18 protein-coding genes are annotated in these 14,511 nt (G+C 54.5%); 17 read left to right on the forward strand and 1 reads right to left on the reverse strand.

The annotated features are described in order from the left end of the window. The 14 genes from ACR0QW_RS09200 to ACR0QW_RS09265 form a co-directional block, all read left to right on the forward strand. On the forward strand, window positions 1–1,652 hold a 1,652-nt coding region (locus ACR0QW_RS09200; RefSeq protein WP_432643388.1), incomplete at its 5' end, for a phage terminase large subunit family protein. A gap of 15 nt (window positions 1,653–1,667) precedes the next feature. Continuing rightward, on the forward strand, window positions 1,668–1,886 hold the full coding sequence (locus ACR0QW_RS09205) for a DUF6148 family protein (RefSeq protein ID WP_432643389.1): 219 nt from the start codon (window positions 1,668–1,670) through the stop codon (window positions 1,884–1,886). 13 nt (window positions 1,887–1,899) lie between these two features. Then, window positions 1,900–3,546, forward strand: coding sequence for a phage portal protein (locus ACR0QW_RS09210; RefSeq protein ID WP_432643390.1), 1,647 nt, complete (start codon window positions 1,900–1,902; stop codon window positions 3,544–3,546). Continuing rightward, entirely contained in the window at window positions 3,530–4,645 is a 1,116-nt protein-coding gene (locus tag ACR0QW_RS09215) for a head maturation protease, ClpP-related (protein WP_432643391.1), read from the forward strand. The genes ACR0QW_RS09210 and ACR0QW_RS09215 overlap by 17 nt, the downstream gene beginning before the upstream one ends. Before the next feature lie 4 nt (window positions 4,646–4,649). After that, window positions 4,650–4,988, forward strand: a complete 339-nt coding sequence (locus ACR0QW_RS09220; protein ID WP_432643392.1) for a head decoration protein — start codon at window positions 4,650–4,652, stop codon at window positions 4,986–4,988. A gap of 13 nt (window positions 4,989–5,001) precedes the next feature. After that, window positions 5,002–6,057 (forward strand): major capsid protein, encoded by a 1,056-nt coding sequence (locus ACR0QW_RS09225; RefSeq protein WP_432643393.1) that lies wholly within the window; start codon window positions 5,002–5,004, stop codon window positions 6,055–6,057. A gap of 3 nt (window positions 6,058–6,060) precedes the next feature. Continuing rightward, window positions 6,061–6,282 (forward strand): hypothetical protein, encoded by a 222-nt coding sequence (locus tag ACR0QW_RS09230; protein WP_432643394.1) that lies wholly within the window; start codon window positions 6,061–6,063, stop codon window positions 6,280–6,282. After that, the gene (locus ACR0QW_RS09235; RefSeq protein WP_432643395.1) at window positions 6,279–6,620 is read left to right on the forward strand and encodes a head-tail joining protein; all 342 of its coding nucleotides are present in this window, start codon (window positions 6,279–6,281) and stop codon (window positions 6,618–6,620) included. Before ACR0QW_RS09230 ends, ACR0QW_RS09235 begins: the two co-directional genes overlap by 4 nt. Continuing rightward, a complete protein-coding gene (locus ACR0QW_RS09240) occupies window positions 6,610–7,128 on the forward strand; it encodes a hypothetical protein (protein ID WP_432643396.1) in 519 nt (172 codons plus the stop codon). The genes ACR0QW_RS09235 and ACR0QW_RS09240 overlap by 11 nt, the downstream gene beginning before the upstream one ends. Before the next feature lie 2 nt (window positions 7,129–7,130). Next, window positions 7,131–7,592, forward strand: a complete 462-nt coding sequence (locus tag ACR0QW_RS09245) for a hypothetical protein (protein WP_432643397.1) — start codon at window positions 7,131–7,133, stop codon at window positions 7,590–7,592. Then, on the forward strand, window positions 7,589–7,843 hold the full coding sequence (locus ACR0QW_RS09250) for a hypothetical protein (RefSeq protein WP_432643398.1): 255 nt from the start codon (window positions 7,589–7,591) through the stop codon (window positions 7,841–7,843). The genes ACR0QW_RS09245 and ACR0QW_RS09250 overlap by 4 nt, the downstream gene beginning before the upstream one ends. A 2-nt stretch (window positions 7,844–7,845) precedes the next feature. Then, window positions 7,846–9,291: a phage tail sheath family protein gene (locus ACR0QW_RS09255; RefSeq protein ID WP_432643399.1), complete on the forward strand. Its 1,446-nt coding sequence runs from the start codon at window positions 7,846–7,848 to the stop codon at window positions 9,289–9,291. Between the two features lie 14 nt (window positions 9,292–9,305). After that, entirely contained in the window at window positions 9,306–9,833 is a 528-nt protein-coding gene (locus ACR0QW_RS09260; protein WP_432643400.1) for a phage major tail tube protein, read from the forward strand. 14 nt (window positions 9,834–9,847) lie between these two features. After that, a complete protein-coding gene (locus ACR0QW_RS09265; RefSeq protein WP_432643401.1) occupies window positions 9,848–10,171 on the forward strand; it encodes a hypothetical protein in 324 nt (107 codons plus the stop codon). 201 nt (window positions 10,172–10,372) lie between these two features. Here the strand turns inward: ACR0QW_RS09265 and ACR0QW_RS09270 are convergent, their stop codons facing one another. Then, the gene (locus ACR0QW_RS09270; protein ID WP_432643402.1) at window positions 10,373–10,624 is read right to left on the reverse strand and encodes a hypothetical protein; all 252 of its coding nucleotides are present in this window, start codon (window positions 10,622–10,624) and stop codon (window positions 10,373–10,375) included. A gap of 51 nt (window positions 10,625–10,675) precedes the next feature. Here ACR0QW_RS09270 and ACR0QW_RS09275 point away from each other — a divergent pair, with 51 nt between their 5' ends. The 3 genes from ACR0QW_RS09275 to ACR0QW_RS09285 form a co-directional block, all read left to right on the forward strand. Beyond that, window positions 10,676–13,186, forward strand: a complete 2,511-nt coding sequence (locus ACR0QW_RS09275) for a phage tail tape measure protein (RefSeq protein ID WP_432643403.1) — start codon at window positions 10,676–10,678, stop codon at window positions 13,184–13,186. Continuing rightward, entirely contained in the window at window positions 13,179–13,385 is a 207-nt protein-coding gene (locus tag ACR0QW_RS09280) for a tail protein X (protein WP_432643404.1), read from the forward strand. The genes ACR0QW_RS09275 and ACR0QW_RS09280 overlap by 8 nt, the downstream gene beginning before the upstream one ends. A 2-nt stretch (window positions 13,386–13,387) precedes the next feature. After that, the coding region (locus ACR0QW_RS09285; RefSeq protein ID WP_432643405.1) for a phage late control D family protein at window positions 13,388–14,511 on the forward strand (1,124 nt) is incomplete at its 3' end.

A 14,511-nucleotide genomic window follows, 5' to 3' on the forward strand; every position in this document is an offset into this window, starting at 1 on the left:
ATGTGATAGGCCGGTTCGCCCATCTGGATCCCTGCAGCATTATGATGGTACAACCCACTGTGGATATGGCCGAGGACTTTTCCAAGTCCAGAATTGAGCCCATGATCCAGGACACCAAAGTACTCTCCAACCTGTTTTCCGATTCCAAGAGCCGGGACAGGAGCAATACGATCCTGAGTAAGCTGTTCCCAGGTGGCAGGCTTATCATGGGCGGAGCTAATAGCCCCGCCGGACTGGCTTCCCGGCCCATCCGCATCCTGCTGTGTGACGAAGTGGACCGGTTCCCGCCCTCTGCCGGCAGCGAAGGGGACCCGGTGGACCTGGCCAGCAAACGTATGACTACCTACTGGAATCGGGTGATGGGGCTTTTTTCTACGCCTACCAATGAGGGCGAAAGCCGGATTGACCTGGCCTATAAAACAGGCACCCAGGAAGAATGGCAGCACCAGTGTCCCAACTGCGGCGAGTATCACAAGCTGAGCTATACCGAGATGGAAGTGGATGCGGTGAAAGGCCCCAAGGTGCAGGGGCTGCAGACGTACCGAGTGAAGGGCGTTAAATGGCGCTGCCCTGACTGTGGGTTTGCCTTTACGGAAAAACAGATGAAGACAGCCACTCAGAAGTACATGGCTCAGAATCCTGAAGCCCTGCCCAGCGGTTGCCGGTCCTTTTATCTGAACGCTTTTTCCTCCCCCTGGATCAGCTGGAAACAGGTGATGAAAGAGTGGCTGGAGGCCAAGGGATTTCCCGACCGGGAGAAAGTCGTGATGAATACCCGCTTTGGCGAGACCTATCGGGCTGTCGGTGCCTTTGAGTCAGACAGCTTTTTACTCAAGCGCCGGGAGAAGTACGGCGCTGAGCTGCCGGAGGGCGTGCTGATGCTGACAGCGGCTGTCGATACCCAGGATAACCGCCTGGAGTATGAGATTTGCGGCTGGGGCGAAGGGGAAGAGTGCTGGGGAATCCTGAAAGGAATCATCCTGGGCGCTCCCAACCGGGAAGACACCTGGGCGGCACTGGACAAGATCCTGGATCGTCGGTATCACTTCAAAGACGGCACTGGACTCCGGGTGGTCCGTACCCTGATCGACTCCGGCGGCCACTACACCGGGGACGTGTATAAATACTGTGAGCGGAACGTGCTCAAGCAGCGCTTTGCCTTGAAAGGCATGGGCGGTCCCGGTATCCCGCTTACTTATAAAGTGGGGAAGACCAAGGGCATGAACGCCCCTTTGGTAATACTGGGCGTCGATGACGGTAAGCAGCAGATCATGAACCGGCTGACTATTGACAAGCCGGGGCCCATGTACTTCCACTTCCCATCTGACGAAGTTGGAATCATGCAGAGCCGGGGCTACGATAACCTGTATTTCCGCGGCCTGATTTCTGAACATAAGAAACTAGTAAAGCGTAACGGGGAATACCGGGAAGTATGGGAACCCACCCAGGGCGTCCGGAACGAACCCCTGGATTTGCGAAATTACAATTTGGCCTGTATGCTGAGCCTGCACCCTGACTGGGAGGCCCTGAAGGCCAGCATGACGAGCCGAATGGACGAAGCCGCTGCAACGCCCAGGGCTGTGGCTGCAACCCGGCCAGCGACACACAAGCGTAAGCCGGTGCGGGCCTCCGCGGGGACCCGTATTTGGTAAGGAGATAGAGACGATATGAGTAAAATCCAGAATCAGCGCCTCAAGATGTACCTGGAGGCCGAACAGGCCGTGCTGACCGGCCAGAGTTACACCATCGGCAATCGTACCCTGACCAGAGCCAACCTGGCCACCATCCGGGCGGCCATCGATGACCTGGTAGCCTCCGGTGCTACTCTGGAAGGGGAAACCCTGGAGCCTGCTGGGAGTACACGCCGGGCCGTGCTGATGGACTAAGGAGGGGAGACCCTTGAGCAAGAGACGAAGAAAAGTACTGAAATCAAGGATTCGGTCCCCCGCTGTACGCAACAGCGGGTATAGCGACGGCGGTGCATCCTGGCAAAAGGATGCCCTCCGCAGCTGGCATCCGCTTCGGCTGTCAAGCAAGAGCGACATCGATGCCAACTTGACGACCCTCCGCAACCGGGCAGCTGACCAGGCGACGAACACTCCGTTAGGGAGCGCCGCTATTGTGACCAGCACCATGCATGCTGTGGGGGCCGGGCTGAGACTCTTTCCCCGTATTCCCTATAAGCTCCTGGGGCTGACTGCAGATGAAGCGAGAGACTGGGAGCGGAATACTACGAGGGAGTTCCGGCTGTGGGCTGAGTCCAAGGAGTGCGACTGGCGGCGCAGGAACAATTTCTACGACCTGCAGAGCATCGCATATGCGACGTATCTGACTGACGGCGACAGCTTCGCCTTGTTTCGGCGCGCCAACCCCTCCTATATTACGTCTTATACCCTGCGTATCCAGCTGCTGGAAGCCAACCGGGTGAGCAACCCCCTGGGCCCTGCGGCCATGTACAGCGAGGCCAACGCCTGGGGGATCGAACAGCTGAACCCGGATAACGGCAATCACATTATCAACGGCGTCGAAGTGACACCGGACGGCCGGCTGGAAGCGTACTGGGTGAGCAATAAAGTTCCCGGCGACCTGGTAGACATCGACGGGGCCACTAACTGGACCCGCATTGAAGCCTTCGGCAGCTGCACCGGGCTGCCCAACATGCTGCAGGTGTGCCATGACATCCGGGCCGAGCAGTACCGTGGGGTGCCATACCTGGCGCCGGTGCTGGAGAATCTCAAGCAGATCGGACGGTACTGCAACGCCGAGCTGACTGCGGCTATCATCCGCAGCTTTTTGTCCATCTTTTTCACGAACACCCAGGCAAGCAACAGTTTGGATAACATCCTGCCCAGCGCCTATGGAGCGCCTGACGACGATCATGCTGGAGAGCCAGTGGTCGATGCTGCACAGTATAAGCTGGGGCCGGGACAGCTGAACAGCCTGCCCAAGGGCGTGGACGTGAAGACAGTGGACAGCTCCAACGCCCAGATCGCCTACGACAGCTATATGACCCACCTGGAAAAAAGCGTGGCCGCTTCTTTGAACATCCCCTATGAAGTACTGCTGAAGTGTTTCAGCTCTTCCTATTCTGCCAGCCGGGGCGCCCTGCTCCAGGCCCAGGATGAGTTCAAGACCCGTCGCCGCTGGTTCGCTGCTGACTTTTGCCAGCCAATTTATGAACAGTGGCTAATGGAGGCTGTGGCCACCGGGCGCATTTCGTGCCCTGGCTTCTTCACGGACCCCGTCAAGCGCAGAGCGTGGTGCTCTGCTGACTGGTTCGGCCCGACCATGAGCATCCTGGATCCAATCAAGGACGTCAACGGTGCGGCACTGCGTGTCAAGTATGGACTGACCACCCGGGAGCGGGAGGCCGCCGAGATGACCGGCAGCGATTTGGAAGAGAACCTGGAACAGATTGCCTATGAACAGGCCCTGATCAAGAATCTGGGCCTCGATATAGGGAACCCGGAAGTGTTGGCCGGGTCCAGTCTGACTCAGGAAGGTGATGGCGAGGAAAATGAGAAATCAAGTGCAAAACAAACATAAGTTTTTGACAATCCGTAACGAAGCTGGCAGCGATACGGCGGAGATCCTGCTGTATGGTGAAATCGACAGCTCCGGTGACTGGATCCGCGAGTACCTGCCTGATGACCCGACCCAGAGCGCAGGCAGCTTCCGCAAGGAACTGCAGGCTTTGGACGGTAAGGATGTACTGCTGCGGATCAACAGCCCGGGCGGCGATGTTTTCCAGGCCCAGGCTATCTACAATGTGCTGAAGACCTACAGTGGGCATGTGAGCTGTCATATCGACGGCATCTGCGCCAGCGCAGCTACTTTGGTGGCCTGCGCAGCAGACAGCATCACCATGCCGGAAAACGCCCTGTACATGATCCACAATCCGGCGTCTCACATGCGGGGTACCATGGATCGGCAGGATCTGGATAAGGCTGCGGAAATGCTGGACAAGGTCAAGGATACCATCGTGGCCGTGTATATGTCCCGGTGCAAAGACCTGGCCGAGGATGATATCCGGCAGATGATGGATGACGAAACCTGGATGACCGCCAACGAAGCTCATGACAAGGGTTTCGTGGACGGCATCGACGACTACGGAGTGGATGCAGGTGTACAGGATAATGGCCTGCTGGTGGTCAACAGCGTGGTCATGCCCGGCATGCATCCCGATAAGAACCAGGCTCTGCAGCGCTTGTGCGCTGTCCGGGCTCAGAAGAATGAGGTGAAATTTGTGAAAAATGAAGATAAGTCCTTTATGGATCAGCTGAAAGACTTTTTTGCGGCCCGTGATGCAGAAGCCCAGAAAGCCAATGCTGAAGCGAACCGTATTAAGGCCCTGGATGCCCTGAAAGGGGAAAACCCGGTGGCCAATGCTCTGGTGGACAAGGCCAAGGAACAGGGCGTAACCGCCGAACAACTGCATCCTTTTTTGGATGCTGTGGCCTCCCTGAAGGTGGAAGACAAAGGCATGGAAGAACTGAAAGCCCTGATCACTGATCAGCTGCAGTCCGGCGCCACCCAGGTCAAGCCTGGTGTAGAAGACAAGCCTAAGGGTGAAGCCGTCGCTGCGGCTGATAAGAAGACCGCCATCGACGAAATCGTCAACCTGATGGATAAGAAGAGAGGCTGAGACTATGGCTATTGTAGAGAAAAACACCATCACTCCCGATAATCTGATGGCTGGCCCGGAAATTCCGGTGCTGACCAAAAACTTTACTGTGACCGCAGGCACCGCCTTGAAGCGGGGCACCCTGCTGACTGTTACCGCCGAAGGCGCAGCCTCCGCTACGGCCAAAGAAGGCGTAGCAAGTGCCATCGTGGCTAATGATATTACCACTGCCGATACCGTAGTGACTGCTTACGTGACGGGGCGCTTTAATCGGGCCGCTTTGATCTGTGCGTCTGGCGATACCGTGGACGCCCATGAGGACGAACTGCGCAAGGTGGGCATCCATCTGGCGGTTAAGCTGTAAGGAGGATTGACACATGATTAACCTGAACGATACCGTATCTCTGATGTCTGCAGTGGAACGCAGCAAGACTCCTGCATCCCTGCTGTTGGATACTTTTTTCCCCATTGTCCCGGAAACCGCTGTAACTCCGACTATCGAAGTGCAGATCAAGACCGGCGAACGTCGTCTGGCACCTTTTGTAATTCGGGGCGGCAAGGCTGTAGAGCTGAAGCGCAATGGCTTTGACGATTATTTTTACAAGCCTCCTATGATGGCTCCCTCCCGTGTCATCGACCCGGAAATGATCAGTGACCGTGGATTCGGTGAAGGCATTTACTCTACCAAGACTCCGGCCCAGCGTGCCACCGAAATCCAGGCCCGTGACCTGGCTGACCTGCAGGCGGCTATCGTCAACCGGAAAAACAAGATGGCCGGCGACCTGCTGACTACCGGTAAGTACGAGATCAAGGGTTATGCTGATGATGGTAAGCTGACGGTTGCAGATACTGTTGATTTCAACTTTGCCCAGAAGATTGTCCCCACTACTACCTGGGATAAGTCCGGCGCCACCATCTACAGTGACATCAAATCCGCATCTGAAAAGATCCAGGAAGCTTCCGGCATGGTGCCTACTGTGATGATTGTGGGTAAGAATGTGGCCGGTTATATGCTGGGTAATGACCAGATCATGAAATGGATGGGCATCCCCAGTACTGCCAACCTGAGCATGTTCAATTTTGCGCCCCGGATCACCTCCCCCCAGGTGGCTTTTGTGGGCCGTATCCCGGCGCTGAACCTGGAAGTATATACTTATGCGGAAAGCTATATGGACGACGACGGCAAGCTGAAAGGTTTTATCGGTGACGATGATGTCATCGTGGGCATCCCCGGCCGTGGCCGTCAGTATCACGGGGCTGTTACCCTGCTGAACGATGCGGGCATGGGCTACAACACTTTTGTGGCACCCTATGTACCGTATTACAGCGGCAACAAGGAATCCCAGGAACTGCGACTGACCATGTATTCCCGCTGTCTGATCGCTCCGGAATGCATCACGGACTTCGCCTTGATCAAGGCCAAAGGAGAATAACCGGTGAAAATCATGGTAAAGCGGAACTACATCACGGCTAAGGGCCGCTTGCACGGTCCCGGCGATGTGTTAGACCTGGCTGACCAGGAGGCTAAGCGTTTCCTGACTTCTGGCCAGGCCGAACAGGTGGCCACACCCAAACCTGCAGCCGTTAAGAAAAAGGTCGAAAAAGCCGCTCCGACTCTGCCAGATCCGGCTCCAGAAGCACTCAAGAGGAAGAAATGAAGTTCAAGGACACGCTGGCTGCAGACCGGGATGTGTTTTTCCGCCCGGATGAGTTCGGGGAAACCCACAATTTGAACGGAGCGGATGTCCCCTGCATTGTTCAGAGTCCCACAGCCAGGGAACGGTTCCTGGGACAGAAGTATTCCGGCTATGAAGGAATTTCCGGCAAGGTGGTCGTGGTGCATGTAAAAACGGATGACCTGGAAGAAATCCCTCGAGAAGGCCAGGTATTTATTCTGGATGGCGAAACCATGCTGGTGGATGAATGCGTGGATGACCTGGGGATTGCATCCATTACCCTGCATCAGAATGTAGGAGGTGGCGTAGATGCCTATTAGCGCTGAGATCACGGCCGCAAGCCGTCTGCTGCGGATGCTGGACCGGCTGAATCAGCAGGGGGCCCAGAGGGCCGTCAAAAGAGCTTCTAAACGAGCCGCGACGGCAGCTAGGACGGCAGGCACCAAGGCCATCCGCAACATCTATACCATTAAGTCAGGGAACCTGAAGGCACGAACGCAGATTCGGAGCGACGGAGACGGCACCACTCTTTTGGTGCGAGGATCCACAGAGCCTGTATCAAAGTATAAAGCAGCCTTACGTCAGTACGGTGTTTTCGTGGCCATCAAGCGGAGCGGCGGTGGACGGGTGGCCAGGTCTTTTATGCTGAATGGGAATTTTATGGCCAGGGTCGGCAAGGAACGGTACCCGGTCAAAGGTCTGTACGGTCCCGCAGTACCCCAGCTGTTCGGCAACCCGGACGTTATGGAGCAGATGCAGGAACGCGGCGGTGAAATGTTTGGAAGCCGGCTGGAACATGAGCTGGATCGGCTGCTTGGAGGGGCATGATTATGACACCATTAGATGTAGCACAGGGCCTGGCTGAATTCCTAAAGGAACGGATTGCCGCTTACGAGGAACGGTGCGGGAAAGATTTCCACGTGTACGCTGGGTTCCTGCCTCGGGCCCGCACTACGGATGACTTAAAAAAAATGTGCCCGGCGATTGTGATACGGCCGGAGGTAACAACGGACGACACCGAACAGAGTACGGTGTCTCTGGTATTCTATGCCACGGTTTATGACCCCGACCTGAAAGAGGGCTGCCAGTCTCTGTTTCAGTTGCTGGAATTTATTCGGGCCCACCTTCTGATGGCCAACCCCGTGGCTGGCAAGTACTGGATCCAGCCAGGAATGAAGGCCAGTGTACCGGATGACCAGCCCTATCCCCAGTGGCTGGGCGTGGTGGAATGCGATGTGGCCATTCCCCAGGTGCGGCAGAATAATCCTCCGATTGGATGGTGGACGGTATGACCAAGAAAAATAAGCAGAAAGGCCCTATGATTTACGTAGGCCCGGGCTTCCGGGACACGGATCTGGCGACTTTCAAGATCTACGCGGATGGCATCCCGGCAGAATATGACGGGCATCCGGTGTATCGTCTCCTTTTTGTAACTCCGGCTGAGTTAAATGCAGCACGACAGGAAATCAAACAGAAAGGAACTGTCCGCAACGTGCTCTACCATAGAGCGATTGCGGAACATAACAAGAAAGGTGGTAACTAACTATGGCATTTTTCCACGGTGTGCGGGCCAGCGAAGTGGCAACCGCCCTGGTGACTCCGGTCAACACGACCGCCGGCCTGCCAGTAGTCTTCGGTACGGCTCCGGTACACTTGACCGCTGACCCGACCAAATACGTGAACAAGCCTGTCATCTGTTATGGCTGGGACGAAGCGGTAGCTGCCCTGGGCTACAGCGATGACTGGGACAAATATACCCTGTGCGAGGCCATGTACAGTGAATTCAAGCTGTATGCAGCATCTCCCATCGTATTTGTAAACGTGTTGGATCCGGTTACGCATAAGAAATCTACGACCGGCAAGAGCGTAACGCTGACTGACGGCAGCGCTACTGTTATGGACCCGGTGTTGCTGAGTACTTTGAAGGTACGAAGTACAGAAGCCGCTCAGCCTGCCAAAGAAGGTACCGATTATACTGCGGCCTGGAACGATGAAGGCCAGCTGGTGATCACGGTCGTGCCCGGTGGCACTCTGGCTGCTGCCAAAACCGTCCTGTTGGACTATGATGCAGTGGATCCCACGGCAGTGGACGCCTCTGATATCATTGGTGGGGCCTCTACGGAAGGCAATACCAAGGGACTGGAACTGATCGATAAGATCTATACCCAGCTGTCCCTGGTGCCCGGCATCATTGCCGCCCCTGGCTGGTCCGAAGACCCCACGGTGGCCGCTGTGATGAGGGCCAAAGCCCTGAATATCGACGGCCTGTTCCGCTGCATCGTGCTGACGGATGTGGATACGGATAAAGCGAAGGCTTACAGCGATGTCAACGCCTGGAAGAACAAGAACAACTACACTGGCACCAACCAGGTAGTATGCTGGCCCTGTGTCCGGAACGGAGAATCTGTGTTCCATATGTCCACCCACATTATGGGGATCATCGGTGTGGTTGATGCGGCCAACAGTGACGTTCCTTACCAGAGTCCGTCCAATCAGTCCCTGCAGGCTACTGGCCTCTGCCTCAAAGACGGTACCGAAGTGAGTCTGTCCCTGACTCAGGCAAACCTGCTGAACAGCCAGGGCGTTGTTACCGGGCTGAATTTCAACGGCGGCTGGAAGAGCTGGGGCAACTACACTGGGGCCTATCCTTCTATTACCGATGTGAAGGATTCCTTTATTTGCGACCGGCGTATGTTCGACTGGGAGTATCAGTCTTTCATTCTGACCTACTGGCAACTAACTGACGGTCCACTGACTCCAAGGCTGATCCGGACTATCACTGATTCTGAAACCATCAAGCTGAACGGCCTGGTGGCCAGAGGCTATATGCTGGGTGCTTCCGTAAAGTTCCTGGAATCCGAGAACCCGACTACAGACCTGCTGCAGGGAATTATCCGAGTTCATGTTTACATGACGCCGCCGGTCCCGGCTCAGGAAATCGACGGAATCATGGAATACGATGTCAACAACTTCAAGAAGCTGTTTGACTAAAGGGAGGCGAGAGCATGAGTGTCAATGTGATTCCTGAAGTCGTCAATGACATGCGGGTGTACCTGAGTGGCGCTGACGATATGATTGGCTGCAAAGAATTCAAAATGCCGAAACTGGACGCCTTGAAGGCGAATGTGGAGGGCATCGGCATCGCCGGGAAAATCGATGCCCCCATTGAGGGGCATTTCGACAGTCTGGAAGCAGAACTGACCTGGCAGCTTCCCACAAAGACCAGTACCCGTCTGGTGGCTGGCACTACGGTGAGCCTGGATGCTTACGCAGACCTGCAGAGTTATGACGGCGGGTCTAGTGCCTACTCCCATGACTCTTATCACGTAGTGGTGCGGGGGAGAGTCAAATCCCATGACCCTGGTAAGCTGAAGGCAGGGGAGGCCATGGAAAGTAAAACTACCATCGAATGCCACTACATCAAAATCAGTATTGGTGATACGGAACTCTGCGAAATTGATAAATTCGGTTGCAAGGCTGTGGTGAATGGCGTAGATCTGCTGGAACAGGTCCGTCGGAACATCGGGATGTAAGGGAGGAAACTTAAATGGCAGAAAGAAAAAACGGGGCAGCGAAAAGCGCTGCTCCTGAAGTGCTGGAAGACAATGTAGTAGTGCTGCATAAGCCAACGGCAGATGGTACAGATAAGCTGGTCCTGGATTTTGATCATATCAATGGTCGTACCCTCATCAATTGTGAGAAGCAGGCACGGAAACTGGATCCGGCTATTACGGTACTGGCCCTGTCCCAGATGTACCAGGCTCTGGTGGCCGGAGCGGCCACAGGGCTGAAGTATGATGAAGTACTGAACCTGTCCGGCAAGGACTTCACCGCCTTGTGCCTGAAGGCACAAGGTTTTTTGCTCCAATAAAATTGATTGTTGAAGAAATCCGCGTGTCCTGTTTGCGATTGGCCAAATACAGCCAGTCGCCCCTGGATTTCTTCCTGGAGATGCCTGTAACAGACCTGTGTGGGTGGATAGAGACAGTCAACGGTGAGATTGAAGCTGAAGAGGAAGCATGCAGCAAGACAAAAAAATAGCCCCCTCGAAAATGAGGGGGCTATGAAAATTTTAAGGAAGACGCTTCGGATCCAGATGGAGATCCGTTCTAATCGGGCCGTCGGGATGAGATTCATACCAGGCAGCTTTTTGACGTTCGCGTTCTTCTTCGAGGAGTTTTTGTCTGGCTAAGTAATGCTGCCATTCTTTTTCTTCCTCTTCCATCCGTTTATTTTCTTCTTCAATTCGTTGTATTTCTGTTTTTGTTTCTTTACACATTTCGGGGAGTGCTGCGGCACAACACAGTAATAAAAAGGAATTCATAATATTACCCCCTTTTTATAAAGTATACCACATGAGGGAGGTGACGGGCTAGTGGCTGGTAGAATAATGGAACTGGCCATCGCCATCAAGGGTAAGATTGATGGCTCTTTATCAGCATCTACAAAGGACACGGCGCAAAGTATCGGCGCACTGAAAGATAAGCTGAAACAGCTGAATAATGTTGGCAGTATGGCCAATACGTGGGTTACCGCAGCTAAGGCCGTACGTGACTATAAAAACGAATTGGGGCAGGCTCAGCAAGCTGTTCGTCAAGCATCCGCCGCACTTGATACTTCTGGCGACAAGGCTGCGAAAGTCCAAAACAATTACACCGCAGCTAAAAACCGTGTGCAACAGATGGGAGTGGCATTGCATCAAAGCCGGCTGTTGTTAGCCGGTGTAAGCAGCGAACTGGAATCTGCAGGTTTTTCCACCAAGAATTTTGCCCAAAGTCAGGCCGAGCTAAAGAACCAAATCGAGGCAGCAAACAAAGCACTGGACGCTCAACAGAAGAAAGCCGCAGCCCAGCAAAAGGTTAAAATGGCTAAAGCTGAGCAGAACGGGGCTAAGCATGACTTGATGACCTCTTTCGCAAACTTCCAGGGAGGCATGGCTACCGCACAATCCTTTGCGGCCCCTCTGGTGAGCTCCGTTCAGGTAGCTGCCAACTTTGAGCAGGCTATGTCCAAAGTACAGGCCATCACCAATGCTGATAATGCCGATATGCAGAAGTTATCTGCAACGGCCCGGGATCTGGGGGCGAGTACAAAGTTTTCTGCCACTCAGTCGGCCCAGGCTATGAGCTACCTGGGCATGGCGGGCTGGAAAACTGACCAGATCATTTCCGGCATGCCAGGGCTTTTGGATTTGGCGGCGGCGTCAGGTACGGATCTGGCGCTTACTGCCGACATCGTTTCCGATGATTTAACTGCTTTTGGGATGAGCGCTGATCAGGCCGGGAAGATGGCTGATGTGTTTGCGGCGACTGCCACGAATTCCAACACCAACACCCAGCTACTGGGTGATACCTTTAAGTATGCAGGTGCTGTAGCGGGTGCACTGGGGTATAAACTCGAAGATGTTGCTGTGGCCACCGGGATGATGGCCAATGCGGGCATCAAAGGCGAACAGGCTGGCACTGCTTTGCGGTCAATCATGACCAGGATGGTGGCTCCTACAAAAGAGTCTGGAACGGCAATGGATGCCCTGGGCATATCAGTCACGAATGCTGACGGCAGCGTGAAACCACTTGCCCAGACTATCGCGGAATTGCGGCAGAAGTTTGCCGGTCTTTCCGATTCGGAGAAGGCTCAGTATGCTTCCATGATCGCCGGTAAAGAAGGCATGAGCGGTTTCTTGGCTCTGGTGAACGGGTCTGATGCAGACTTTGAAAAGCTGGTCAAGGCAATCCAAAATTCTGATGGTGCGGCCAAAAGAATGGCCAAGACCATGAATGCCAATGCACGTGGAGCATTGGTACAGCTGCAGTCTGCTACAGAATCGGTACAGATTTCTGTAGGTAATGTGTTCCTGCCTATCCTGGCCAGGGCAGCTACTGCCCTGGCTGGTGTGGCTGCTCGTTTCGCAGGATGGGCAGCAAAGAATCCCCAGCTTGTGGCCACACTGGCGGCTGTTGCCGGGGTAGTGGCGGCTGTGGTAATGGGGCTTCTGGGGTTCAGCGTAGTGGTATCTATGTTCAGCTACGTGTCGAGCAGCATCAAGCTTTTCCAGGCGGCCATGCAAAGCGCCCAGATCGCCACGAAACTCATGACGGTGGCCCAGGCGGCGCTGAATTTTGTCATGAGTCTGAACCCTGTCGCCCTCGTGGTGATCGGTGTGCTGGCTTTGATCGCCGCATTGATGGTGCTTTATAACAAAAGCGAAACCGTCCGGAACTTCATCGACTGGGCAGCGAAGAGCATCGCGGAAGCATTTAATGCGGCATGGGCTGCTATCTGCGAGGGAATCGCTTCTGCCGCTTCCTGGATTATCAGTCAGTGGAAGTATATCTATGATACTGCTTGTGATGCGTGGAACGCTATCGTGAGCGCCGTCGAAGGTGTATGGGATACAATTTACGGAATTATTGATAACGGCGTCAAGTATGTGCAGGATAAATGGGAGCAGCTGAAGGCAATCTTCAGTTCTCCTATTACTGCTGCGGTGAATTTCATCACTACCGGATCCACGACGGGGGCACCGGAAAAACATGCTTACGGCGGCCTGATTTCCCGGCCCACCCTCAGCTGGGTAGGCGAGGCCGGCGACCCGGAAATGATCGTACCCATCAACCGGACACAGAACGCCATGCGGCTGTGGCAGTCTGCCGGGCAGATGCTGGGAGTGAGGGCGTTGCAGCCGGTGAAAGACCCGGCTCCGCTCCTTAACAGGGGGCAGTCAGTGACGGTGAACTTCGCCCCGACTGTCCAGGTAACCGGTGGGGCCGCTACAGCCGACCAGATCCGGCAGGTGCTGTGGGAACAGAAAAGCCAGTTCGAAGCAAGTTTCCGCAGGATGTACCAGGATATGGTGCAGCGGGAAAGGAGGCTCTCTTTTGAGTAAAATATATACCACTGTCCAGGGAGATGTGTGGGATTTCATATCTTATAAGGTTTATGGCAGCGAGCGGTATATCGGTACTCTTATGGAGGCAAATCCCAAGCACGCTGACACAGCTGTATTCCCTTCCGGGGTAATCCTTACGTGCCCGGATGTGGAAACCCCTGTGAGCCGGTTCCTGCCGCCCTGGAAGGAGGGCTGACCATGTCCTTTGTATCCGATTCGCTCGACAAACTGGCTGGTACTCTTACAGAGGGCACCAACCTGGCATATCGGGTATGGTGTGAAGTTTCCTATACGCCGAAAGGCAGCAGTGAGGCTAAGGATATTTCCGAGGAAATCAGCAAATACCTGTTGAGTCTGGACTATACCGATAATATCGAAGGGCAGGCGGACGATCTGACGCTTACCCTGGAAGACAGGGCTCAACTATGGGCAGCTGACTGGTACCCGCAGCGAGGCTCCAAATTGACCGTAACCATTTACACGCTGAATCGGTCCAGCCTGGACGAAGGTTTGAAATCGCTGGCACTGGGCAGCTTTGAGATTGATGAAATCGAGTTGAAGATGGCGCCGGCAGTTGTCCAGATCAAGGCGGTGGCGGTGACCTTTGAAGGCAGCCTTCGAGGCGAGAAAAAGAACCGGACTTGGGAAAAAATCACTGTCAAGAAATGTTGCGAAGACATTGCCACAGAAAACGGCCTGACTCTTGACTGGTACTGCGAGGATGATCCGCCCCTGGATCATGCGGAACAGTCGGACGAATCGGATCTGGAATTCCTGCAGAAAGTAGTCAAAGATGCGGGCCTATGCCTGAAGGTGGACCTGAAGAAGCTGACGGTATTCGACGAACAGCAGCAGGAGAAGGGCGAAGCGAGAATCTTTTTCCTTCATCCTGGGACTGAGACTCTGGCTCAGAAAACCCAGACAGAGGATGCCGAAACCAGGTATGTGTACAAATTTACGGACTATCAGCTGAAGGCAAAGACCAGGGATGTATATAAAGCCTGCCACGTGAAGTATAAGAAGGGCAAGGACAAGGCCGTCATCGAAGCTACTTTTACAGACCCAAACAAGAAAGATGGTCAGACCCTGGAAGCCAGTGAACAGTGTGACACTGTTGCAGAGGCAGAGAGACTGGCCAAAAAGAAACTGAGAGAGAAGAATAAAGAAGAAGTGACGGCTGCCTTTAATCTTTATGGGGATACCATTTATGCAGCCGGGGAACTGGTCCAGCTGCAGCACCTTGGCGTGTTCGATGGCAAATACATCATCACACGGGTGGCGCTGAAACTGGGCAGCGGTTTTACGGCCAGTCTGGATATGAG

It is taken from the genome of Acidaminococcus sp. (assembly GCF_050873445.1).
Taxonomy (GTDB): Bacteria; Bacillota; Negativicutes; order Acidaminococcales; family Acidaminococcaceae; genus Acidaminococcus.

Bases quoted from the DNA above. Each gene is read 5' to 3' on its own strand.
- ACR0QW_RS09265 (WP_432643401.1), top strand. From the start codon at position 9,848: ATGGCAGAAAGAAAAAACGGGGCAGCGAAAAGCGCTGCTCCTGAAGTG.
- ACR0QW_RS09255 (WP_432643399.1), top strand. From the start codon at position 7,846: ATGGCATTTTTCCACGGTGTGCGGGCCAGCGAAGTGGCAACCGCCCTG.
- ACR0QW_RS09205 (WP_432643389.1), top strand. From the start codon at position 1,668: ATGAGTAAAATCCAGAATCAGCGCCTCAAGATGTACCTGGAGGCCGAA.
- ACR0QW_RS09270 (WP_432643402.1), bottom strand. From the start codon at position 10,624: ATGAATTCCTTTTTATTACTGTGTTGTGCCGCAGCACTCCCCGAAATG.
- ACR0QW_RS09220 (WP_432643392.1), top strand. From the start codon at position 4,650: ATGGCTATTGTAGAGAAAAACACCATCACTCCCGATAATCTGATGGCT.
- ACR0QW_RS09235 (WP_432643395.1), top strand. From the start codon at position 6,279: ATGAAGTTCAAGGACACGCTGGCTGCAGACCGGGATGTGTTTTTCCGC.
- ACR0QW_RS09245 (WP_432643397.1), top strand. From the start codon at position 7,131: ATGACACCATTAGATGTAGCACAGGGCCTGGCTGAATTCCTAAAGGAA.
- ACR0QW_RS09260 (WP_432643400.1), top strand. From the start codon at position 9,306: ATGAGTGTCAATGTGATTCCTGAAGTCGTCAATGACATGCGGGTGTAC.
- ACR0QW_RS09250 (WP_432643398.1), top strand. From the start codon at position 7,589: ATGACCAAGAAAAATAAGCAGAAAGGCCCTATGATTTACGTAGGCCCG.
- ACR0QW_RS09240 (WP_432643396.1), top strand. From the start codon at position 6,610: ATGCCTATTAGCGCTGAGATCACGGCCGCAAGCCGTCTGCTGCGGATG.
- ACR0QW_RS09225 (WP_432643393.1), top strand. From the start codon at position 5,002: ATGATTAACCTGAACGATACCGTATCTCTGATGTCTGCAGTGGAACGC.